General features: G+C 70.1%; 23 protein-coding genes. 13 read left to right on the forward strand and 10 right to left on the reverse strand.

Annotated features, from left to right (window positions below; translation table 11 throughout):
- Positions 1-40: 40 nt before the first annotated feature.
- From L3i22_RS18415 to L3i22_RS18425, 3 genes are all read left to right on the forward strand, one after another.
- Positions 41-610: a DUF305 domain-containing protein gene (locus L3i22_RS18415; RefSeq protein WP_221328188.1), complete on the forward strand. Its 570-nt coding sequence runs from the start codon at positions 41-43 to the stop codon at positions 608-610.
- A gap of 94 nt (positions 611-704) precedes the next feature.
- On the forward strand, positions 705-1,265 hold the full coding sequence (locus tag L3i22_RS18420) for an NADPH-dependent FMN reductase (RefSeq protein WP_221328189.1): 561 nt from the start codon (positions 705-707) through the stop codon (positions 1,263-1,265).
- A 22-nt stretch (positions 1,266-1,287) separates the two neighbouring features.
- Complete coding sequence (locus tag L3i22_RS18425) at positions 1,288-1,896, forward strand: hypothetical protein (RefSeq protein WP_221328190.1); 609 nt, start codon at positions 1,288-1,290, stop codon at positions 1,894-1,896.
- Between the two features lie 17 nt (positions 1,897-1,913).
- Here the strand turns inward: L3i22_RS18425 and L3i22_RS18430 are convergent, their stop codons facing one another.
- Positions 1,914-2,579 (reverse strand): cyclase family protein, encoded by a 666-nt coding sequence (locus tag L3i22_RS18430; protein ID WP_221328191.1) that lies wholly within the window; start codon positions 2,577-2,579, stop codon positions 1,914-1,916.
- Between the two features lie 60 nt (positions 2,580-2,639).
- Here L3i22_RS18430 and L3i22_RS18435 point away from each other — a divergent pair, with 60 nt between their 5' ends.
- From L3i22_RS18435 to L3i22_RS18455, 5 genes are all read left to right on the forward strand, one after another.
- A complete protein-coding gene (locus L3i22_RS18435) occupies positions 2,640-3,470 on the forward strand; it encodes an aldo/keto reductase (RefSeq protein WP_221328192.1) in 831 nt (276 codons plus the stop codon).
- A gap of 138 nt (positions 3,471-3,608) precedes the next feature.
- The gene (locus L3i22_RS18440) at positions 3,609-4,979 is read left to right on the forward strand and encodes a hypothetical protein (RefSeq protein ID WP_221328193.1); all 1,371 of its coding nucleotides are present in this window, start codon (positions 3,609-3,611) and stop codon (positions 4,977-4,979) included.
- Between the two features lie 85 nt (positions 4,980-5,064).
- On the forward strand, positions 5,065-5,346 hold the full coding sequence (locus L3i22_RS18445) for a hypothetical protein (RefSeq protein ID WP_221328194.1): 282 nt from the start codon (positions 5,065-5,067) through the stop codon (positions 5,344-5,346).
- Between the two features lie 127 nt (positions 5,347-5,473).
- Positions 5,474-5,947 carry an NADAR family protein gene (locus L3i22_RS18450; RefSeq protein WP_221328195.1) on the forward strand — a complete coding sequence of 158 codons (474 nt, stop codon included), beginning with the start codon at positions 5,474-5,476 and terminating at the stop codon, positions 5,945-5,947.
- Positions 5,948-6,007: 60 nt separating this feature from the next.
- A complete protein-coding gene (locus L3i22_RS18455) occupies positions 6,008-6,880 on the forward strand; it encodes an META domain-containing protein (RefSeq protein WP_221328196.1) in 873 nt (290 codons plus the stop codon).
- A gap of 21 nt (positions 6,881-6,901) precedes the next feature.
- Here the strand turns inward: L3i22_RS18455 and L3i22_RS18460 are convergent, their stop codons facing one another.
- From L3i22_RS18460 to L3i22_RS18475, 4 genes are all read right to left on the reverse strand, one after another.
- Positions 6,902-7,297: a hypothetical protein gene (locus tag L3i22_RS18460; RefSeq protein WP_221328197.1), complete on the reverse strand. Its 396-nt coding sequence runs from the start codon at positions 7,295-7,297 to the stop codon at positions 6,902-6,904.
- Positions 7,298-7,328: 31 nt separating this feature from the next.
- On the reverse strand, positions 7,329-9,338 hold the full coding sequence (locus L3i22_RS18465; protein ID WP_221328198.1) for a hypothetical protein: 2,010 nt from the start codon (positions 9,336-9,338) through the stop codon (positions 7,329-7,331).
- Positions 9,339-9,475: 137 nt separating this feature from the next.
- A complete protein-coding gene (gene soxR / locus L3i22_RS18470; protein ID WP_255658374.1) occupies positions 9,476-10,021 on the reverse strand; it encodes a redox-sensitive transcriptional activator SoxR in 546 nt (181 codons plus the stop codon).
- A 96-nt stretch (positions 10,022-10,117) separates the two neighbouring features.
- A complete protein-coding gene (locus L3i22_RS18475) occupies positions 10,118-10,933 on the reverse strand; it encodes a DUF1963 domain-containing protein (protein WP_221328199.1) in 816 nt (271 codons plus the stop codon).
- 304 nt (positions 10,934-11,237) lie between these two features.
- Between L3i22_RS18475 and L3i22_RS18480 the strand changes: the two genes are divergently transcribed.
- The gene (locus L3i22_RS18480; RefSeq protein ID WP_221328200.1) at positions 11,238-12,461 is read left to right on the forward strand and encodes an NAD(P)H-binding protein; all 1,224 of its coding nucleotides are present in this window, start codon (positions 11,238-11,240) and stop codon (positions 12,459-12,461) included.
- 156 nt (positions 12,462-12,617) lie between these two features.
- Here the strand turns inward: L3i22_RS18480 and L3i22_RS18485 are convergent, their stop codons facing one another.
- The 3 genes from L3i22_RS18485 to L3i22_RS18495 are packed head-to-tail and all read right to left on the reverse strand — an operon-like array spanning position 12,618 to position 15,773.
- The gene (locus tag L3i22_RS18485; protein WP_221328201.1) at positions 12,618-14,171 is read right to left on the reverse strand and encodes a zinc-binding dehydrogenase; all 1,554 of its coding nucleotides are present in this window, start codon (positions 14,169-14,171) and stop codon (positions 12,618-12,620) included.
- Positions 14,168-14,719 (reverse strand): ester cyclase, encoded by a 552-nt coding sequence (locus tag L3i22_RS18490; protein WP_221328202.1) that lies wholly within the window; start codon positions 14,717-14,719, stop codon positions 14,168-14,170. Before L3i22_RS18490 ends, L3i22_RS18485 begins: the two co-directional genes overlap by 4 nt.
- Positions 14,720-14,732: 13 nt before the next feature.
- Positions 14,733-15,773, reverse strand: a complete 1,041-nt coding sequence (locus tag L3i22_RS18495; RefSeq protein ID WP_221328203.1) for a hypothetical protein — start codon at positions 15,771-15,773, stop codon at positions 14,733-14,735.
- Between the two features lie 72 nt (positions 15,774-15,845).
- On the opposite strand from L3i22_RS18495, the gene L3i22_RS18500 reads away from it, so the two are divergent.
- From L3i22_RS18500 to L3i22_RS18510, 3 genes are all read left to right on the forward strand, one after another.
- Positions 15,846-16,517: a TetR/AcrR family transcriptional regulator C-terminal domain-containing protein gene (locus L3i22_RS18500; RefSeq protein ID WP_221328204.1), complete on the forward strand. Its 672-nt coding sequence runs from the start codon at positions 15,846-15,848 to the stop codon at positions 16,515-16,517.
- Positions 16,514-17,302 carry an MBL fold metallo-hydrolase gene (locus tag L3i22_RS18505; RefSeq protein WP_221328205.1) on the forward strand — a complete coding sequence of 263 codons (789 nt, stop codon included), beginning with the start codon at positions 16,514-16,516 and terminating at the stop codon, positions 17,300-17,302. Before L3i22_RS18500 ends, L3i22_RS18505 begins: the two co-directional genes overlap by 4 nt.
- A gap of 291 nt (positions 17,303-17,593) precedes the next feature.
- On the forward strand, positions 17,594-20,632 hold the full coding sequence (locus tag L3i22_RS18510) for an AfsR/SARP family transcriptional regulator (RefSeq protein ID WP_221328206.1): 3,039 nt from the start codon (positions 17,594-17,596) through the stop codon (positions 20,630-20,632).
- On the opposite strand, the gene L3i22_RS18515 is transcribed toward L3i22_RS18510, so the two are convergent.
- Positions 20,575-20,967 (reverse strand): VOC family protein, encoded by a 393-nt coding sequence (locus L3i22_RS18515; protein ID WP_221328207.1) that lies wholly within the window; start codon positions 20,965-20,967, stop codon positions 20,575-20,577. The genes L3i22_RS18510 and L3i22_RS18515 overlap by 58 nt on opposite strands.
- 86 nt (positions 20,968-21,053) lie before the next feature.
- Here L3i22_RS18515 and L3i22_RS18520 point away from each other — a divergent pair, with 86 nt between their 5' ends.
- A complete protein-coding gene (locus L3i22_RS18520; protein ID WP_221328208.1) occupies positions 21,054-21,968 on the forward strand; it encodes a LysR family transcriptional regulator in 915 nt (304 codons plus the stop codon).
- 9 nt (positions 21,969-21,977) lie between these two features.
- On the opposite strand, the gene L3i22_RS18525 is transcribed toward L3i22_RS18520, so the two are convergent.
- On the reverse strand, positions 21,978-22,352 hold the full coding sequence (locus L3i22_RS18525) for a hypothetical protein (RefSeq protein ID WP_221328209.1): 375 nt from the start codon (positions 22,350-22,352) through the stop codon (positions 21,978-21,980).
- Positions 22,353-22,402: the final 50 nt, after the last annotated feature.

A 22,402-nucleotide genomic window follows, 5' to 3' on the forward strand; every position in this document is an offset into this window, starting at 1 on the left:
CGCTGGGCCGGCCTCGCGCCACCCAACGGAGGGACCTGTTTTGATCATCCGTCGTGTCGCTGCGGCGCTCGTTCTCGTGCTCGCCGGGGCCGCCGTGCTGCTGCTGCGCTTCTCCGCGGGCGCGGCCGACGAGAAGCAGCCGGTCGCCGCCGTGCAGGCCGGGCCGTCCGGCGTCGACGTGCACTTCGCGCAGATGATGGTGCTGCACCACGAGCAGGCCGTCGCGATGAGCCGCACCCTGCTCGCCAAGGGCGCGGTCCCCGAGCGGATCCGCCTGATCGCCGACTTCATCGTCCACGACCAGCAGCGTGAGATCGACGCGACGAACGAGTGGCTGACCGCGTGGGATCAGCCGACCGCGGATCCCGCCGACAGCGGCGCCGAGCACGGCATGCTGAGCGCGGCCCAGGTCGGCGAACTCGACCGGGCCGGCGCCAAGGCCGCGCCCAAGGTCTTCCTGCGGTTGATGATCGAGCACCACAACGGGGCGATCACCATGTCCCGGTCGCTGCTCGACGGGCCGGACGGCAATCCGTACCTTCGCAGCCTGGCCAAACACGTCATCAACGAACAGACCGCGGAGAACGACGCGATGACCGCGCTGCTCTGACCCCCGACTTCGCGAATCCGGCGTGCCTGCAACGGAGCGTCCGTAACGTCCCGGCCGAGCCATCGTCCGTCTCGACGCGAACCGGAGCCCCGCCATGACCCGCATCGGCATCATCCTCGGCAGCACCCGTCCCAACCGCAACGGCGAGGCGGTCGCCGGCTGGGTGCTCGACCACGCCAAGCAGCGCAGCGACGCCCAGTTCGAGCTCGTCGACCTGCGCGACTACCCGCTGCCGCACCTCGACGAGCCGGTCCCGCCGTCGATGGGCCAGTACCAGAACGACCACACCAAGCAGTGGGCCGCGAAGATCGGCTCGTTCGACGGGTTCGTCATCGTCACCCCGGAGTACAACCACAGCACCTCCGGCGTGCTCAAGAACGCCATCGACTACCTGTTCGCCGAATGGAACAACAAGGCGGTCGGCTTCGTCTCCTACGGCTCGGTGGGCGGGGCGCGGGCCGTCGAACACCTGCGGCTGGTCGCCGGGGAGCTCAAGATGGCTGACGTGCGGCAGCAGGTGACGCTGGCGCTCAGCACCGAGTTCGAGAACTACAGCGTGTTCAAGCCGGGCGACTACCAGATTCCGCAGCTGACGACGCTGCTCGACGAGGTGGTCGCCTGGAGCGTGGCCCTGTCCAGCCTGCGAAAGGGATAGCCCGCGAAACGGGTGGGGTGGCGTGACTGATTCCCTCGTCGCGCCTCGGGGCTCGGACTCGAGGCGCTTCACCCGCGCGTGGATCGCGGGCCTTGCGGCAGTTGCGCTTTCCGGGCTCGCATTTCTGGTGATCGGTGGGCGCATCCCGGGGATTCCCTGCCTGCCGGGGCCGCTCGAAGGGGCGAGCGGAGTTTCGGTCACGGTTCCGCTGAGGCCATCGGATACCGGTGCTCTGTGGGGTGCGCTGATACTCCACAACGCGGCGGTCGACGGACTCGTTCTGGAATCCGTCTCCCTCGCTGACAATCCCGATGGTCTGGCGCCGTCGCGTTCGCCCTACATCTGGGACGACAGCCGGGTGGCCATGTTGGGTTTTGCCTCGGTGGCCGCGTACAACCTTCCGCTCCCGGCTTCCTGGAGGATTCCCGTGGAGCAGAGCTTGGCGGGATACCGGATGCGTAAGAGCGAGGACGCGACGGTCGAGGTGTTGGTGGAGTTCGCGCCACCAGAAAAGGCGTCCACGGTGTCGGGGATTGCCGTGCGGTATCGCGTCGGATGGCGCACGTACCGCAAAGTATTCGACCTCGCGGTGACCCTGTGCCCGCCCGCAGACACCAAACCCTGCTCCTGACGGCCGCTCGGACATCGCTATTCCAGCTGCATGGCGACGGCGCGGACCGGGGCGCCGTCGGCGTTCTCCAGGGCGATCGGCAAGCACGAGATAAGCGGATCGGGAAAGTCGACCAGCTCCAGGTTGCGGAAGTTCTCCCCGATCACCCCGCCCGCCCCGGCGATCAGATGATGCACCGGATAGCCCACCCCGGGATGCGTTTCATCCGGCGTCTCGTCAATGTTGATCGCGTCGACGCAGAACGTCCGCACCCCGAGATCGAGCATCCGCCGGCACGCATCCGCGCCGAGATAGGGATGGTCGAAATAGGCCTCGGTGCCGTAATGCGCCGACCACCCGGTGCAGATCAAAACCACAATTCCAGGACCAAGACGATTTGCGTACGGCGCCACGCGCTCCCACCCGATCGGCTCCCGGGCGCCCGTGCCACGCACGTCGACCAGCACGCCCGGCCCGGTGAACAACCCCAGGTCCAGCTCGTGCAGCCGGGGCGCGTCATCCTGGAAATGGTAGGGCGCGTCGACATGCGTCCCGGTCTGCGAGCCCATGTCCAGCCGCAGCAGGTTGAAGCCGTCGCGCCGGACGGTCGCGTGCACGGATGCCCGGGGGACCGGATCACCCGGATAGACCTGCGTGCCCGGGCCGACGGGAACGGACAGGTCGACGATCCGGCGTACGCGCATGACTCTGAAATCTACGCGGGAGTACGGTCGTTTCGGAGATCATCCGAGCAGGGAGGCAACATGAGCGCAGGGACCGTACGACTTCTGCACGGCGCCGAGCTGCCGCGGATCGGCGCCGGCACCTGGCCGCTGAAGGACGCCGACGCCGAGCGGGTCGTCGCCGACGCGCTGCAGGCCGGCTACCGCCTGATCGACACCGCGCAGGCCTACGGCAATGAGCTCGGCGTCGGCCGCGGGCTGAAGGCCTCCGGCGTCGACCGCGCCGACGTCTTCGTCACCTCGAAGTTCAACAAGCAGTGGCACGGCCGGGACCTGGTCGCCCAGGCCGCGCAGCACAGCCTGGACACGCTCGGCCTGGACTACCTGGACCTGTTCCTGATCCACTGGCCGAACCCGGCGTACGACCGCTACGTCGAGGCCTGGGAGGGCCTGGCCCGGCTGCTGGAGTCCGGCCGGGTCCGGGCGATCGGCACCAGCAACTTCAAGCCGGCCCACCTGGAGCGGATCATCAAGGCGACCGGTGTGGTCCCGGACGTCAACCAGATCCAGCTCAGCCCCGCCTCGACCCGCAACGAGGCCCGCGCCTTCCACGCCGGGCACGGCATCGTCACCGAGAGCTGGTCACCGATCGGCGGCCAGGGCGTCGCGGTCCTGGACCTGCCGGCGGTCGGCCAGGTCGCCGAGGAGACCGGGCGGACTCCGGCGCAGGTGGTGTTGCGCTGGCACGTACAGCTGGGTCTGGTTCCGATTCCGAAATCGGCCGACCCGAAGCGCCTTCGCGAGAACCTGGACGTCTTCTCCTTCGACCTCACCGACGATCAGATGACCACGCTGTCGGCCCTCGACCGCGGCGAGTCCGCGGTCGAGGACTCGGACGTCTTCGGGCACTGAGTGAGCGACCAGGGCAACGATGAGCTCGATGGCGCGCGTGTGCTGGCGTCGCTCCTCGAGGCTCTCGCACGGTGGCCGGACATCGGGAGCCAGCCCCGCCTCAGCATCGAGCGATGGAACAGCCTCACCGCCGACGAAGTGAAGACCCATCAAGACAAAAGCATTTCCGCCGTACGGGTTGTCGCCGACTGCCAGTCGGTGGCCGAACAGATCCGGGTGCTCGGCCGGCTGCGGTATGAGCCGGCCGTTCCCACCCTGATCGGGCTGTGGGAGCAGTGCCCCGTCAAGCCGGTCGAGGTGGCCGCCGCCCACGCGCTCTTCGCGATCGGGACCGCCGAGGCCCGCGACGTACTGCGGCAGGCGATCCATGACCACGAGCACCTCGGTCGTTTCATGGCCGTGCGGGTCATGTTCACCGACGACGGCACGGCCTGGGACAACGCCGGCCACCTGTTCTCCGACGAAGGCCTGGCCACCCCGGCCGGGTTGACGGCCGCGGCGCAGGCTCTCGGCCTGCTGGGCCCGCGATCGTTCTCCCCGGAGGGCCCCGAGTGGTACCCGGCGGAACTGCGCGATCTGGTGTCGCGGGACCACCGCTGGCTGGACCTGTGCGTCGGCCTTCGCGACCACGAAGCCCTGGGCCGGGCGGCGCGCCACGTGCTCGCGTACGCCGATTCCGCCGTCACCGGCCCGGCACTGGACGCTGCCGCAGCCGTGCGGACGGGAACACCTGCCGGTCGGCACTTGCGACCGGGGGATCTCGTGGCCCGCTATCAGGACGGGGACCACCGCGGGGTGTGGCGCGATCTCGGGGCGGTCGCCCACCTCGACGCCCTGTGGCGGGCGGAGGCCGAGCAGGTGGCCGCACTGACCATGGATCGGGTCCGGCGAAACGCCGCCGGCCTGACCGCTGCTCTTGTCGCCCGCGGCTGGCCGGTCACCGCCGAGCAGGCGCTACCCGGCCCCGCCGCGGATGTCGAGGACCGGCTGCGAGAACTGGAGCAGCTCACCGGATCGGCGGTGCCGCCCGCGCTGGCCGCCTTCTGGCGCATCGTCGGAACGATCGACCTCGTTCCGCGTGGCACCTGGAACGGCGCGTTCCCGCCCGGCGTACCCGAGCAGCTGACCGTCGCCGACCCGCTGGAGATCATCGACCTCAGCACCGGATGGTTCTCGGTCGAGGAATGGCAGGAGGAATCGGAGGAACTGCATCCCGAGCTCGCCGGGCCGGTGGAGATCACCATCGCCGCCGACTACCTGCACAAGGCCAACATCAGCGGCGGCGCGCCGTACTCCGTGTGGCTGCCCCACGCCGGCGCGGATCCGCTGGTCCGCGACGAGGTGCACGGCCTGGCCTTCACCGACTATCTGCGGCGTGCCTTCGCGGGCAAGGGCTTCCTGCGGCTCGATCACCAGGACGAATGGGTCGCCCGCGGCCTCACCCGCGACCAACTCGCCGACCTGACCGCCTGGCTGGAAACCATCGAATACGACCACCTGGACTTCTGACTCGAACAGGCTCCAACGCCTGGTTCCCGAACCGGGGCTCGGGACGTACTCGATGAGCGGAGTGCCACTCAGCATGGAAGACCGGATGACGACCGTGTCACGACTTTGGGGGGAACACCTCAAGCAGCCTTTCCCGAGTCGGCTGAGGTCGGTCGAGGTAGCAGGCGTCGAGATGGTGATGCTTGATGCGAACGTCGCGGGGTGTGTCAGCACCTGGCTGAACAATGGCGGCGACCTTGATGGATGGCGGCGGGATGCGCTTGCGACCTGCGAGCGTCAGCTCGAGCGGGTGGTCCCAGAGCTCGCTGATCGTGAAGCCGCCTACTACCAGAGGTTGCTGGACATGACAGTGCTGGTTCTGGGCTAGTGCTCCGGCCGGGCGGGTTCACCAGGTCGTTGGCACGTTGAAAGGCCGGGCCTGGCGGTGGAAACTAGTTGCGGGGCCGGGGTGTGCCTGAGACCGTGCGGGTTCCCGTAGCACCCGTGAGGTTTCCGTGACGATTTTCTTCTATGGCGCCGACGAAGTTCCCTATGGATGCTTCTCGAACTTCTCCGAGCACGGCTTCGACCTCGACGGGGTCTGGTGGCCGACCTCGGAGCACTACTTCCAGGCGCAGAAATTCAAGGGCACTCGTCACGCGGATCTCGTCCGGCGTGCCCGCACCCCGCTGCGGGCCGCGGAGCTGGGCCGTGACTCGGCAAAGCCGCTGCGGAGGGACTGGGAACGGGTCAAGGACGACGTCATGCGCCGTGCGGTGGCGACCAAGTTCCGCGCGCATGCCGATATCCGCGACATTCTGTTGTCCACCGGCGATGAAGAGATCGTCGAGGACACCACCACCGATCACTACTGGGGTCGGGGCCGGACCGGGAACGGCAAGAACATGCTCGGGCGGATCCTGGTGCGCACCCGCAACCAGTTGCTCGCCGAAGCTCCCGACAGCGATGGCCGCCGCCCGGCGCGATGATCCCGACAGATAGGTCGAGTGGACGGGGAACCGCAGCCCGGGCTTCGTAGTCTCACCGGTATGCGGATCTGGTTGCTCGGCGCAGCAGTGCTCGTGACGTTCACGGCGGGCTGTGCCCGCGAGGCGCCGGCGGCGCCGGCGCCGTCCCCCAGCAGCGCCTCCACCGGCGCGGCCGCCACGGTGCGGACCGACCCGGTCGCGCTGATCGGGCTCTGGAAACTCTCCGGCGCCGAGGTGCCCAAGGACGCGGTGCTGCGGATCGGGACGGACGACGACATCACGCTGTTCCGGCCCTGCGCGGCGCTGATGGGCAACTGGCGGGCCGACACCGCAGGCCTGTTCCTGAGCAGCTTCGACAGCTACTCGCCGGGGCCCGGCAAGCCGAGCTGCGAGCCGTCCGGCCCGCGGGTCCAGCCGGCCTGGATGACCCGGATCGCCGGCTACCGGGTCGACGGCACCGCGCCGCTGCTGCTCGACGCGGCCGGCGCGACCGTCGTCCGGCTGCTGCCCGGCGCCGCCCCGGTGGTCCGCGACGACATGGTGCCCGAGTTGTCCGGCAAGCCGGTCGTCACCGACGAGACCCGGCAGCGGCTGGGCGCGGTCGCCGCCGCGCTGCCGGCCGGTCTGGTCCCGGCGACCCGGGCGCAGCTGCTCGGCCGGTGGCTGCCCGCGGACCGCACGGCCGGCGCCTTCGCCGAGCTGCGGGCCGACGGGCAGTGGCAGGGCAGCGACGGCTGCAACGGCCTGTCCGGCGGGTGGACCTCGGGTCCGGACGGATCCCTGCTGGCGGTCTCCGGCCCGACCACCCTGATCGGCTGCGCCAGCGCCCCGATCGGCTCCTGGCTGACCGCGGCCCGCCGCGCCGGCCTGGCCGGCGACGCCCTGGTCCTGCTGGACGCCACCGGCAAGGAACTCGGCCGCCTGATCCGCTGACCAGCGGACCAGGCGCCCGGCTTACAGGTTGTTGATCCGGGCCAGCAGCTCTGCCTCGGTCAGGTTCTCCAGGACCGCGTCCTGCTTGCGGCCCAGGACGGCGACCAGCTTCTCCTTCTCCAGCTTCTTGGCCGCCGCCGCCTTCGCCGCCTGGTCCTCCGCGATGCGGACGGCGATGACGTGCTTGACGACCTCCAGCTTGGTCTCCAGGGTCGCCTTGGCCGGATTGGTCTCGGTGGCCACGAACGACTCGGTGGTGACCGCCTTCAGTTCGGCGTTGACGGCCTTGGCCACGTCATCGAGGCTGAAGCCGGACTTGGCGGTGAGCGGAAGCTCCCACAGCTGTTCGGTGGTCAGCAGGCCCTTGGTCGACGGGTAGCGGAACTTCTCCCGCGTGGCCGTTTCGAAAATGGTCACGGTGGCCTCTCTCGGATGTCCGGGTAGGAAGTCAGAACTGGATGCTGATGAGGTGGCGCCGCCCGCCGGTCATGGTCACCTTGGCGACCACCGAGTTGCGGACCGTGGAGCTGAAGCCGAGGCCGGACAGCTGGTCCGGGGACGGCTCGCACTTGGTGCGGTCGCCGAGCACCTCGAACACCTTGCGGTGCGGCTGCAGGTCGCGGCGGAGGAACTCGTTGTAGATCCCCCGGGTCGGCTGGTCGTTCACGCACCCCTTCAGCATGAAGAAGTAGTGGCGGTTGCCGACCTCGCTGTCGTCGAAGTAGTTCGGCGAGTACATGACGGTGGACACCGGCACGAACTGTTCGGTGGTGATGCCCCACAGGTCCTTGCCGGCGCTGCCCGAGCGCATGTCCTTACCCGGCCGGAACGCGGTGATCACCTCGCCGGCGACCGTCATCCGGCCCACCTCGACGGTGTCCTTGTGGCCGACCGCCTGCTCGTGGCTGTAGTGCTCGATCTTCCCGTCGTTCTCGGTCTCGATCACGAAGCCGACCCCGGCGCTCTCCCGCTTGTTGAACTGGTTCACCTCGATCCGGTACTCCCCGTCGGGGACGTGGCCGGTCCAGGTGACGTTCTCCACCGGCTCGCGGGAGAACGACCCGCCCGCGTTCATGTCGACGTCCAGCTTGTTGCGCTTGTCCTTGTACCAGATGTGGTCGCCGTTGGGTTCGAACACGTGCAGGTCGAGGTCGTCGTGGTTGAACCAGGACAGGCTCACCCGCAGCTTGCCGGTGACGTTGCCGCCGGCCCGCTTGACCTTCTCCTTGATCGAGTCGGTGACGTTGCCGCCGTAGGACCAGGCGAAATCGTTGTCCCAGGTGAACAGCCGCGGGGCGTCCGGGTGCCGGCCGGTGGTGAGGCTGACGAAGTGCGGTTCGTGGCTGTTGGCGACCCACAGGTCGATGCTCGCGGCGCCGGGCAGGATGTCCTTCATGAAGGCGACCACCGGGATCTCCTCCGGCTTCGCCTCACGACGGCGCGCATCCGCCGACCCGGTGGTGGCCGCCCGCATGAGCAGCCCTTCGATGCCGTCCTTCATCCGCGACTGGGTGTCGTTGTCGACCCACAGCACGTTGGTGACCGACACGTCGGAGAGCCGGGCGAAGCGTCGCTGCAACGACTCCTCGATGCCCAGCTCGTCGATGGTCTTCATGGCGGCCTTGACCATGGCCGGGGTGATCAACGCGGTGGGGCGCTGGTAGTTCTGCGGCGCCACCTTCGTCTCGAACGACCGGACCGCCCGCTCCAGGTCGACGCCGTCGGAGAGATCCTGGACGAGGGTGCCGATCACCGTGTTGCGGAACCGGGCCGCCGGGTTCATCGCGTTGGCGAAGATGAAGGTCCGTCCGTCGGTCGCCTGCGTCCACTGGTTGCGCAGCGACCGGAACTCGGTCACCGCCTGACGATGCTCGGTGCCTCGGTAGAGGGCGTTGTCGTCGATCAGGTCGGCGACGGTGTCCAGCGCGTCCTGGGTCAGCTCGGCCAGGCCACGCTGGAACACCTGCACCGCGGCGTCGAAGGTGCCCCGTGCCGCGCCGACGTCCGTGAGCCGATGCCGCTTCTCCACCCGGCCGTGCAGGTGGTGCCACACCTCGACCTGGCCGTCGCGCAGCGTCCGGGTCGTCTTCGCCCCGTACTGCGCCTCGGTGGACCGGAAAATGGTGGACAGTGGCAGCGTGCCGACGAATTCGTCCATCGCGGCGGCGACGACCGAGAAGACCGGGTCGGATGCCGACACCCCGGACCAGAGGGTGCGGATCTGCCCGTTGTGGATCTCGACGACGTTGCCGAAGTTCTTGACGAACCCGCGGCAGGTCGAGCAGTCGAACTCGGTCCGCTCACGGAACCGGGGATTGGTGCCGGCGGGGAAGGAATCGAGAAAGGTGAGCCAGAGCGAATCCCGGTCGAGACCGTCGCCGACGACGAACAACTCGCCCTTGGACATCGCGGACAGCCGGGTGGTCACATCCGCCACGAACTGCTGGAAATCGCTCACTGTGTCATCCCCCTTGATCACCGAAGATCCTAGGGAGCGCACGCCATCGGTGAAACGTATTTCCGGCGACCAGGCGACCGGATCCGGGTACGGCGGCAGGTGCCGAGCCGGCGGACAGCAGGGGAGCCTGACGATGGTCAGGTGACCAGTTCGCAGGTGCCGAACGACAGGCAGCCGCAGCCTGCGCAGGCCGTGAACCGCTCACGGTCGCGTTCCAGGCGGGCGATGCGTTCATCGACGGCCTTGCCCCAGCACTGGGAAGCGCGTTGCCAGAACGCGCGGGTCGGGGCAATGCCCTCGGGCAGGAACGCCAGGACCTCTCTGATCTGAGCGAGGCTCATGCCGACGCGCTGCGAGGCCCGCACGAACGCCACCCGGCGCAGCGCGTTGTCGTCGTAGCGGCGCTGGTTGCCCGCAGTGCGATGGCTGCTGATCAGGCCCTGCCGCTCGTAGAAGCGCAGCGTCGAGGCGGCTACCACGCTTCGGCGCGACAATTCGCCGATCGTGAGCATCGGCATGGTGTCGGCCGTCACCGGGCCAGCGTAGACATTTTTCAGCGTCAGCGTCAGCGTCAGCGTCAGGGCCTGGGTCTGGCCGGTGTTGGTGGATATAGATTTGTTTCGATGAAGTAGCCGTGGATCAGGCCGCTGCGGTATTGCCTGCGTTTGGGGGCGGTTCTTCACCGCAGTGGTGAGCTCGCTGGCGGCCCGGACGGCGAGGTCGGCCAGGCGACGGGGATGTTCGGCCGTGACGCCGAGCTGCTGGCAGGTCGGTCAGGCTCAGGGGTTCCAGTAGACGAGGACCTGGGCGCGGTCGAACCGGAGCGCGATCAGGTCGTCGCGCTGGATCGTCCAGTAAATGGTCGCGCCGGCCCCGGGCCGGTCGACACTCGCCTCGGCCAGCAGCACCCAGTTGTCGGCGCGGGGTGCGGTCGGGCCAGCCTTCACCTGCTCGACCGCCAACTTCGCGGCGATGTCGAGTGGATCGGAGCCGTTGTAGTCGGTGCCGTAGCCGCCGAACAGCAGCAGGGCACCACCCCATTGGTCCTCCCACACCTCGGCCAGCGCTTCGGAGTGCGGGTGTCCCGGCAGCGATTCGGCCCACGGCGGCCCGGGCAGATCCACCGTGCCGACGAAGGGCAGCGAAATGTCGGCCGTGAGGTGCATCTCGCCGTCGGGCAGTTCCTTGTAGATCGCGGCGTTCTCCGGCTTGTCGGGCGGGAGCCACTGCGGGAACCGGCTTCGTTCGGTGACGGCCGCGCCCGCCGGGATGTACACCACGTTGCCCATGCCGTTCTCCTCGGGATATCCGAAGAACAGCAGCCGGCCGTCGGCCGGCAGCGGCAGGTCGGTCACGTCCGGGGGCAGGGCCGCACAGTCGATGGTCGCGATCAGTGGGTACGCCGGATCCTCGACGTCGGGCGGCAGCAGCACGGGACCGCCGAACCGGCCGACGACCGGCCCGTCACCGCCGTCATCCAACAGCGCGCACGGGCGGACAAGGCCCATCCACCGATCCACGTCGTCAGCCGGGATTCCCCGGTCGAGCGCCTCGGCGCGGATCTGATCCAGGATGGTCTGGTTCCGGGAAGTCACCGGCAAACCCTAGGACATGGGTGCTACCTCAGGAATAGCCGACCGACGCGGTGTGACACCGCCGAGTTCGTGATCGGCGGCGCCGGGAAACCGGATCAGTTCCGCTCCCGGAATCCTTTCGGCCCGCCATTACGCGCCTGGTCAACGCCGCCGCCGTCGCCGTATCGCCTACCGGTCAGCAGACCGGACGGCCAGCCACCCGGACCATCGCCCACAAGCATCACAGTGGATCGGACCGGACCTCCAACTCGAAAGGTATCCAGCGCTTGACTTGAACCTTGGTTCACCACGAAGCATGGCCGTCATGACAGACATCAAGCAGACCCTGGTGATCGGGGCGACCGGCAACATCGGCCGGCACGTGGTGCGGACGTTGCGCGACCGAGGTCTGGCGGTGCGCGGGCTGGCCCGGGACGTGAGCGAGCTGCCCGAGGGCGTCGACCGGGTGAGCGCGGACGTGCGGGACCTCGACGCGCTTCGCACGGCGGTCCGCGACATCGACGCCGTACTGCTGGTGTGGCCCTTCATGACGGCCGACGGCATCGACGAGGTCGCGGCCGTGCTCGGCGGGTCGGGCCGGCGGGTCGTCTACGTGTCGGCGATGAGCGTGCGCGACGACGCCGCGCCCGAGGCCAACGGCGTGTGGGGCCAGGTCGAGGACGCGATCCGGCGCAGCGGCGCCGACTGGACGTTCCTGCGGGCGAGCGGCTTCGCGACCAACACCCTGCAGTGGGCGCCGGCGATCCGGGCCGGGCGTCCGGTCCGGATCCCGTACCTGGGTGCGGCCCGCTCGCTCATCGACGAGCGGGACATCGCCGACGTCGCGGTCCTGGCGATGACATCGCCCGGCCACGCCGGGCGGGCCTACACCCTCACCGGGCCGGCCGCGGTCACGCAGGTCGAGCAGGTACGGCTGCTCGGGGCGGCGGCCGGTCTGCCGGTGTCGGCGGAAGAGGCTGGGCACGACGAGGCCAGGGCGCAGATGCTGAGCTGGGCGGAGCCCGGCTTCGCCGATGCTGCCCTGGCCTACTGGGCCTCGCTGGTCACCACGCCGGAGCCGGTGACCGACACGGTACGACAGTTGACCGGCTCGCCGGCCCGGCCGTTCGCGTCGTGGGCCCGCGACCACGCCGCCGACTTCCGTCCGCTGCCGGTCGAGGAGATCGCCCGGCGCTACGTCCAGGCGTACCGCGTCGGGCGGATGGACCGCGCGCTGACGCTGATCGACCCGGGCCTGGTCCGCGTCGCGCCCGCCGAGACCGGCGGCGAGCGCACGGAGGTGCGCGGCCTGCCCGACATCATGGCCAACGCCGAGCGGCTGACCGCTGACCTGGAGATCCACGCCGTGACCGCGGAGGGTCCGTTCGTCGGCGGCGATCGCTTCGCCGTCCGGTTCACCTTCGACCAGACCCACCGCCCGACCGGGCGGCGCACGGAGGCGACGAAGCTGTCGCTGTACACCGTTGCCGGCGGCGCGATCGTCCGCGAGGAGGTCAGCTACTTCGATCCGCCGGCCGAGCCGAGCTGACCGGCACGGCTCCGGCTTTGTGCGCTTCGCGATGACGGGGAAGCCGTCCACGGCCCGCACGATCCCACTGAGGTCGGGCCGCCTGACCCGGTGACCGGCGTGCGTCCCCGGGGGCCGGCGCGGCCCGACGACGGTGGCGTCCGGCGCGGACGCCGATCAGCCGAGCATGGCCGGGTCGATCACCTGGATGGGGTTGGTGCCGTCCCAGTGTCGCGCGGCCATTCGTACGTACTCGAAGAGTTTGGCCTTGCTGCCACCCAGGTCGGAGATCTCGACGACGGTGCCGGGGTGATGTTCGGTGCGAAGGTAGGCGAACCTGCCGGTGGGCCCGCCGAGCTGCCCCTGCTGCCCGACGGTGAAGCCGGCGGCCAGGGCCCGGTCGTAGAGGTCCTGGTAGTTCTCCGACCAGTAGGCGATGTGCTGCAGGCCTTCGTGCCCGGCGGCGAGGAAGTCGCGGTACATGGAGGGTTCGTCATCGGCCGGGGAGATGATCTCGATCTGCAGGTCGCCGCTGTTGGCCACGGCGACGTGCATGCGCATGCCGGACGGCTCGCCGTCGTAGGTGAAGTTCTCCGGGGCGACGTCGCGCAGGTAGAACCAGGGTCCGATGCCGCAGGCGAGGAAGCCGCGCATGGACGCCTCGACATCGTGGACGACGTAGCCGAGCTGCGCAATGCCGCCGAAGAAGTTCGCGACGGGCTCCCGGGCGGGTTCCGGGGCGGTGCCGGCGAAGGACAGCACGATCTTCCCGGCGGCCGTGTTGGCGCGCAGCCGCTCGGCGGCGGACGCGGCCTGTTCCGGGGAGAAGATCTGGTCGACGCGGGCGGTGATCTTCCCGGCGGCGACCGCCGGGATCACCTCGGCAAGCAGTGCGGCGCAGACGGCGCCGAGTTCCTCCGGCGTACGTACGCTGAAGGTGGTCCCGATCAACCGCTGCCTCCGGTAGGACACCTCGTCCAGGTTCAGTTCGGTGGCCGGTCCGGCCAGGCGGCCGATGTTGACGATGGTGCCGCCGACGCGGGTGGCGCCGGGCAGTGACGCGAACAGCGTGCCACCGACGTGGTCGAGGGTGATGTCGGCGCCCCGGCCGCCGGTCGCCTCCAGCACGGACTTGGTCAGATCCTCGGTGCGGGTGTCGACGATGTGGTCGGCGCCGGCTTCGGCGAGCAGGTGCCGCCGGTTCGCGCTGGTGGTCGTGGCGATCACGGTGGCGGCGCCGAGGGCCTTGGCGAGTTGGATGGCGAGCAGGCCGATGCCGGTGGTGCCGCCGATGACGAGCACGGTGTCACCGGGGGTGAATCCGGCCAGGGTGACCAGGGCGTCGTGCTCGGTGGCCAGGCCGACGGGCAGGGCTGCGGCGTCGGTCAGGGACAACCCTTCGGGTACGGGCAGCAGCGTCCGTGGATCGCAGAGGGCGTAGTCGGCGAAAGCCCCCATGGTCACGCCCATCACCCGGGTGCCGACGGGAAGATGCGGGGCGAGCGGGCTGGAGGTCTCGACGACGCCGGCGAACTCCATGCCGGCCGGATAGACGTCGCCGGTCTTCATGTTCGGGTGGTAGGTGCCCTCGAGCATGTACAGGTCGGCGCGGTTGAGGGCGGCAGCCACCACCCGGACCCGGACGGCGCCCAGGCGCATGGCCGGCAGATCGGCGTCGGCACGCAGGACCCAGTCGGGTCCGAGGCCGCCGATGAGCGTACGCATGGTCATTTGTTGTCCTTCGTGGCCGTGAGCAGCCGGGGGTCGGGTTCGGCGCCGGCCGCGGTGAGCAGGCCACGCACGGCCCGCAGCAGCGTGATCAGGTCGCGCGGGTTGCGCTTGTTCAAACCGGCGAGCAATTGCCGTACGACGGTGAGCTGGTCGAAGTAGATGCGTTCGGTGACCAGGTTCTCGTTCTCGTCGAAGATGAAGTACGCGGTCATCCGGGTGCGGTGCCGGCTGCCGGTGGCCGGGATCCCGCCGAGCCGGCCGAGGTGCGTGCCGAGCAGCCAGAACTCGACGATCACGGCGTCGTGGCTGTGCCGCAGCGCGATGATCTCGTGGTTCTGGTCGGGGAACGCGACGCGGGTGTCGTGGTAGTAGCCGCGCACCTCACCGTCGCCGTCGTGCACGGTCATCGAGGCGATCAGCTCGTAGTGCGGGTGCGGGAAGGTCGACAGCACGTCGTCCCACTCCTGGCTGACCTCGTCGTGGAAGTGGTCGAGGACGAGCTTTTCGCGCGCCTGCAGGACGTGCTCGGGTGGCATGGCGTACGGCATGGTGGGGGTCTCCTCAGATCCGGCCGTGCGTGAAGGTGGGGCGGGTGCCCGGATTCGTCCATTGCGCGGTGAGCTCGCTGGACGGCAGGAACTGCAGGAATCGCGGATCCCGCTGGGAGACGTCCACCAGCGACTTCTCGAGGATCAGCGAGTTGTACTGCTCGGCGGCGGTCTCCAGGGTGTTGGCGTTGAGGATCAATTCCTGTCCCCAGGTACGCGACCAGGCGGCGAGACCCGGCAGCCGGGAGTGCTCGGGGGTGAGGCATTCGGCGGCGATCACGTTCTCGCTGCTGGCCCAGATGCCGGTCGCGGTGTTGAGCAGCAGGCTCTGGTTGCCGAGCACGTGCCCGGGGGTCGACACGGCGGCCACGCCCGGGCCGAGCAGCACGGAGCCCTCGATCGGCAGCAACTTCTCCGGGTCGAGGTCGGTGAACGCCTCCGGTTGGTACCAGGGCCGCTGCAGCGGATGCAGGTCGGCCATGGCGGTCAGTTCGTCGCGCTGCACGATCACCCGGGCGTTGGGAAACAGCGCGGGTGGGTCGCCGGCGCGGGTGGTGCCGATCCAGCGGCGCAGGTCCTGGGTGTGCAGGTGGTCGAACATCAGGTAGTCGACCTGCTCCGGTGCGATCCCGAGCCGTCGCAGGTGACCGGGGACGTCGCCGTGCTCGCGAACGGCGATCGACCGCAGTGCGGCGGGAAACTTGGCGGCCAGGGCGGCGAAGTACGGGGTGTTGCGGCCCGATTCGACGTCGCTGGGCTCGAACAGCAGGATCTTTCCCGCCCAGCGGATCACCAGCATCCGGTTGGTGATGGCCAGGAACGGGGCGAGCGCGCGGCTGGCCCGGAACAGGCCCATCCGCGTCGGGTAGGGCAGCGTGACCAGGTCGCAGGTGGTGATGCTGTCCGGGACGCCGGTGGAGGCGAACTCGGGCCGGAAGGCCGCCGCGCGCTGCCGGGCCCAGGTGAGCTTGGGGCCGAAGCCGCCGGTGACGGCGGCGAGCCCGTCGAGGGTGTCGATGCGGGTGCCGATGGTCGGCATGTCGTGGACGGCCATGAGCGGACCTCCATAAACCTACTCCGTAGGAATCTGTTTCCGAACGGTAAAACTGCGGTGTAGGTTTTGTCCATGCCTTCACCATCGCCATCTCGCCGCGGCCGGCCGCCGGTCGGCACCGAGACCCTCAACCGGCCGCGCATCGTCGCCGAGGCGATGGCGATGGCCGAGGAGAGCGGGCTCGACGCGGTCACCTGGCGCGGCCTGGCCCGGCGGCTCGGCGCCGACCCGATGAGCCTCTACCGGCACGTCGACGGCCGTGAGGCGCTGCTCGACGCGATCACCGAGTTCGTCCTGGCCGAGATGGAGCTGCCGGCGGCCACCGGCCGTTTCCGGGCTGATGTCCATGCGCTGGCCGGGTCGTTCCGGGCCGCGGCCATCCGTTATCCGCGCTGCGCTCCGCTCGTGCTGACCCGGCAGCTCGGCTCGTTCGCCGCGCTTGCCCCGGTCGAGCGGGTGCTCGCCGTCCTGCACGCCGCCGGGCTGCCGCCGGAGCGGGCGGTGCCCACGCTGCGGGCGGTGCTGGCCTACCTGATCGGCACCCTGCTGCGCGAACTCGACGCCGCGCCCACCGCCGGCGGCACGGCGGAACGCCTCGGCGAGCTGACCGCCGCGGGGCTGCCCCACGTGGCCGAGGCCGCGCCGTACCTGTCGGTCATCGACCACCGGGCCGAGTTCGACTACGGCCTCGACCTGCTCATCGACGCCATCATGGCGCGGCACGACCTGGCGGCGCGGGCATGAAGGTCCATCACCTCAACTGCGGCAGCATGCGTCCGCCGGCCACCCCGGAGGGGCTGGTCTGCCACGTCCTGCTGATCGAGACCGGCGGTGGTCTCACCCTGGTCGACTCCGGGTTCGGCCTGCACGACGTGGCCCGGCCCGGTCGCCGGATCGGCCCAGCCCGCTTCTTCATCCGGCCCGCCCTCGACCCCGGGCAGACGGCGATCCGTCAGGTGCAGCGGCTCGGGTATGCCGCGACCGACGTCCGCGACATCGTGCTGACCCACTTCGACGCCGACCACACCGGCGGGCTCGCCGACTTTCCCGGGGCTCGGGTACACCTGACCGCGGCGGAGTCCTCCGCGGCCCGGCACCCCGGCACGTTCAACGAGCGCAGCCGATATCTGCCGGCGCAGCGCGAGCACGGCCCGAACCTGGTCGAGCACCGCCCTTCGGCGGGTGAGCGCTGGCGTGGCTTCCCGGCCGCCGTCGAGGTGCTGCCCGGTGTGGTGCTGGTCGCTCTACCCGGTCACACCAGGGGACACGCCGCCGTCGCGGTCGACGCCGGTGACCGCTGGATCCTGCACGCCGGTGACGCGTTCTACCACCGCGGCCAGGTCGACGGCAGCGGCCGGGCGCCACGCACGATGACCACGATGGAGCGGCTGCTGGCCCATGACCGGCCGATGGTTCGCGCCAACCACGAACGCCTGGCCGAGCTGTGGTCCGCGGCCGATCCGGCCCTGGCCCTGGTCAACGCCCACGACCCGGAACTGCTGCGCCGGGCGCAGGCAAGCTGCTGGTGACCGCCGCGCGGCGCGGCTGGCCGCAACCGGCCGGCCGCTCGCCGTGTCGAGCCCGGCCCCGCCAATTCACGCCGGTCGCGCGACCTGGGCACGGTGCTCCGGACGCCGACCCACATGGCCGGCGCTCGCCGGCGAAATGGGCCCCCGATGATTCGGCTCCGTGCGCGTGGCAGGTCATGCCTCCGGCGTGACATTCGCTCGCGTGTGTCCATCGTGGCCGATGCCGTCATCGTTTTGTCCTCGGTGCTCCTCGTAGACTGGCCGGGAGGTTGATCCGGGTGGGGGAGCGGCATGGAGTTCGGGATCCTCGGGCCGCTCGAAGTCCGCGACCACGACAGCCGGACAGCGCTCGGCGGGACGAAGCAGCGGCGTATCGTCGCCACTCTGGTGCTCAACGCCGGCCGGGTGGTCTCGCTGAATGAGCTGGTCGATGCGGTGTGGGACGGCGAGCCACCGGCCACGGCCCGCAAGCAGATCCAGAACGCGGTCTCCGCGCTGCGGCGTACGCCGGTGGGTCAAGCGCTGTCGGCGGCCGGCCCCGGGTACGTGTTGCGAGTCCCGGCCGAGCAGGTGGACGCCGGGCGATTCGAGCACTGCCTGACTCAGGCGCATGCGGCCCGGACCCGCCACGATCTGATGCACGCCGCCGAGACGTTGCGGGCCGGGCTGGCGATCTGGCGCGGGCCCGCTCTTGCCGGCGTCGGGGGTCGAACCGTCTCGGCAGCCGCGGGCAAGCTCGAGGCCAGACGGCTGTCGGCAGTGATCGCGTGGGCCGAGATCTCTCTCGAGCTGGGTTCGCACGCCGCCGTCGCCGAACAGCTGAGCGCCGAACCCGATCGGTATCCGCTGTGCGAGCCACTGGCCGGCCTGCTGATGCTGGCGCTGTACCGCACCGGCCGGGTGGCCGAGTCGCTGGTGTGCTACCAGCGGATTCGCCACACGATAGCCGAGGACCTGGGGGTGGATCCCGGCCCCGAGCTGCAGGACCGGTACCGGCGGATCCTGGCCGCCGACCCGGCGCTGAACTACCAGGCCGTGCCGCCGCGCAACTATCTGCCCCGGGACGTCGGGCACTTCACCGGCCGCCGGGCCGAACTGGACCGGCTGATGTCCCTCGCGGACGGTGGCGGCGTGACCGTGATCCAGGCCATCGACGGCATGTCCGGGGTCGGCAAGACCGCCATGGCGGTGCATGCGGCACACCGGCTCGCCGGGCGCTTCGGTGACGGCCGGCTGTTCGTGGACCTGCACGGGCACACCGCCGGCCGCGATCCGTTGACCGCCGGCGAGGCCCTCGACGTACTGTTGCGCGCCGTCGGGGTTTCCGACGCCCGCATCCCGCAGAGCCTGGACGAGAAGGCCGCGATGTGGCGGGCCGAGCTCGCCGACCGGCGGGTCCTGGTGGTCCTCGACAACGCGCTGAATTCCGCCCAGGTCATGCCGCTGCTGCCGGGTTCGGCCAGCTGCGCCGTCATGATCACCAGCCGGCGCCGGTTGGCCGGACTGACCAGCGCGGAGGTGCTGTCGGTGGACACGCTGCCTCCGGACGACGCCGTCGCCCTGTTCCGTGCGGTCGCCGGGCCGGACCGGTGCGCGGCCGAACCACTGGCGGTCGTCAAGGCGGTCCAGCTCTGCGGCCATTTGCCACTCGCGATCAGCATCGCTGCCGCCCGGCTACGCGTACGTCCGCAATGGAAGGTTTTTGATCTGGTCGAGCGGCTGACCGATGACCGTGGCCGGGCGAAGCTGCTGCAGGCGGAGGACTGGGGCGTCACCGCCGCCTTCGCGCTGTCATATCAGCATCTTGTCGAGGCTGAGCAGCGCATGTTCCGTCTGCTCGGCCTGCATCCGGGCGCCGACATCGACGTCTTCGCCGCGGCGGCGCTGGCCGGCCTGCCCGCGGACGAGGCCGAGCACCTGCTCGACGCCCTGTGCGACATACACCTGCTGATTGCGCATCTGCCCGGCCGGTACCGGCTGCACGACCTGGTGCGCGACTTCGCCCGGGCCAGTGTCGAAGCCGATGAGCCGGTTTCGCGTCGGTCGGCCGCATACGACCGCCTGCTGGACTACTACCTGCACGTCACCTACCTGGCCATCGAGCTGGACAACCCCAGCCGGCCGCGCCTCGGCGCGAGCCCGCGGTACCTGCCCGGCGCCGTCCCGCGGTTGTCCAGGACGTCCGAGGTCCGGTCGTGGGTCGACGCCGAACACGCCAACCTCCCGGCGCTCGCCCGGCTCGCCGCGCAGCACCGGGCCGGCGGCGAGGGCTGGCAGCTCGCCCGCAACGTGGGCTCGCTGCTGTACGAGAACGGTCAGCTCGCGGCGAGCCTGGAGGTCTTCACGATCGCGCTGGCCGCGTGCGGGCCCGGCACCCCGTCCGCGGTGCGGTCCGCCTGCCTGCTGGACGTCGGCCTGATGCACAAGGTGCTGGGCCGGTACCGGATCGCACTCGACTTCCTCGATCAGGGCACCGCCCAGGCCGCGCTCTCCGGCGATCACGACAGCGTCAACCGCTCGCTGATCCACAAGGCCGATCTGAGCAACCACATCGGGCCGTTCACCGATGCCGTCACGTACGCCACCCGCAGCATGGAGCTCAACCGTGAGCGGGGCGAGGTGTGGCGGGAAGCGGTGGCCCTGACCGTGCTCATGGACGCGCTGAGCCGGCTCGGCCGCGACCGGGAGGCGATCGAGGCCGCGGATCGGGCCGCGCTGCCTCTCGACGGGTTCGCGAACCTGCGACAGGCGAGCGCGGTGCTCAGCCGCCGCGGCACCGCCCACAGCCAGCTGGGCGACCACGACAGCGCGATCGGGCTGCTTCGCCAGAGCCTGGAGCTGGCCCGCCAGGGTGAGGACCGGCGCTTCGAGGCCGACTATCTGCACCGGCTCGCCGAGGCGGTCCGGCGGTCCGGCGATCCGCGCGCGGCACTGAAACCCGCGCACGCGGCGCTGGCCATTCTCGACGACATTCCCGACCCGGTGGATCTGGCCGAGACCCACAATGTGCTGGGCGCGATCCACAGCGATCTGCATGAATTCGAGGTCGCGCGCACGCATTTCCGGCAGACCTTGGAACTCACGACGAATGTCGACTACCGGGTGGCCCGGGCGCACGCTCACCACGGGATCAGCCGGTGCCTGAGCGCGCTCGGTCACCCCGGCGAGGCGGAAATTCAACGGCAACAAGCGATTGCGACGTACGTCGAACTGGGCGTCCCGGACGCCGAATCCGCACTCTCCCGCGCCATGCCGACGGTTGCGCTCGACGATCAGCCGGCATCCTCGGGGTACCAGCGCAGCTCGACGGTGTTGCCGTCGGGATCCTGAACGTAGATCGAGATGGCGTCGCCGCGGGCGCCGTACCGCCCGACCGGCCCCTCCAGCACGGTGAACACCCCGGAGGCGATCACCTGCGCCCAGTCCAGCGGCGCGACGACCAGGCAGATGTGGTCGACGTTGGAGCCGGCCCGCTCGCGCCGGACCAGGTCGATGACGGTGTCCGGGGTGACCCGCACGGACGGGAAGCCGGCCTTGCCGTCCCGCCACTGCTCGACCCGGACCGGGGCCAGGCCCAGCACCCCGCAGTAGAACGACAGGGAACGCTCGATGTCCTCGACGTTGAGGACGAGATGGTCGAACTCGGTGATCCGCACGATGCTCATGCCGTTGACGATTCCCGGATCGGCCGCGCCGACCAAGACACCATCGGCATACGATCGTTGACCGTGAGTCAACGAAGGGGGGCGGCGTGCTGGAGCGGCACGAGGTCGAGACGTTCCTGACGCTCGCCACCGAGCTGCACTTCGGGCGTACCGCCGAGCGGCTGCGGGTGACCACCGGCCGGATCAGCCACGTCATCAAGAAGCTGGAGCGGCGCATCGGCGCCCCGCTGTTCGAGCGCACCAGCCGGCAGGTCCGGATCACCGCGATCGGCCGGCAGCTGGCCGACGAGTTGGCGCCGCTGGTCGAGCAGATGGACGCGGCCGTGCTGCGCGCGGTCAGCGCCGGGCGCGGGGTGACCGGCCGGCTGCGGGTGGCGTTCCTCGGCGAGTACGTCGCGCCGGTGCTGTCGAAAGCGGTCGCCCTGTTCACCACGCGCTACCCGGACTGCGACGTCGAGGTGCACGAGGTGCAGCTCTACAACTCGCGGGCCAGCCTGCTCGACGGCTCGATCGACGTGCTGATCGCCGCGTACCCGTTCGACGGCATGTCCTGCGGCCCGGCGCTGATGGTGGAGCGGCGCATGCTGGCGGTGGCCGCCACCGACGCCCTGGCGGGCCGCGAGTCGGTGTCGCTGGAGGTGCTCGCCGAGCGGCCGGTGATCCAATACCCGGAGATGACCTCGGCCGAGTTCAAGCGCGACCGCACGCCCGACCGCACCCCGTCCGGGCGGCCCGTGCCGCGCGGGCCGGCCGGGCGCACGTTCACCGAGATGCTGTCGCTGGTCGCGCTGGGCCGGGGCGTGCTGCCGGTCGGCGAGCTGACCCGGGCCTACCATCCGCGGCCGGACATCGCCTACCTGCCGATCCGCGACGCGCCGCCGATCGAGCGCGGCCCGGTGTGGCTGCCGGCCAACACGACCGCGCGGGTGCTGGAATTCGTCCGGGCCGCGGCGGACGCCAACAGTATTTCCGCAGGCGGGTCCGGGGCGGCTTCGGCGTAGGTCAGCTGCTCACAGACAGTGGATGGCGACCACGACGCGGTAGGTGGCTCCGGACAACTCGGCGGAGATCACGTCGATCTCGGCGGGGCGCCGATCGGTGCGGACCAGCGAACCCTTCTTCGGCGCCAGACAGCTCGGCCAGTGACCGACCGTACGGACCTGCTTCGCGTCCACCCATTCGGTGATCGCCGTCTGATACTCCCCGCTGTCCGCGCTCTTGCCGGCCTCGAAGACGAGCCGCTGAGCGTCCTCGTTCGACCAGGTCACCGTGCCCTTGATCCGCCGAGGCGCGGCCGTGTGATCCCGCCAGGCCCACGCCGCCCCGAACCCCACACCGACCGCCACGACCAGCCCGGCCACGATCGGCGCTCGCAGTCCCGTCACAAGATCACGCTACTGCCGCCACCCGGGCCTCGGAGGGCGATCATCCGAGC

It is taken from the genome of Actinoplanes sp. L3-i22 (assembly GCF_019704555.1).
Classification (GTDB): domain Bacteria; phylum Actinomycetota; class Actinomycetes; order Mycobacteriales; family Micromonosporaceae; genus Actinoplanes.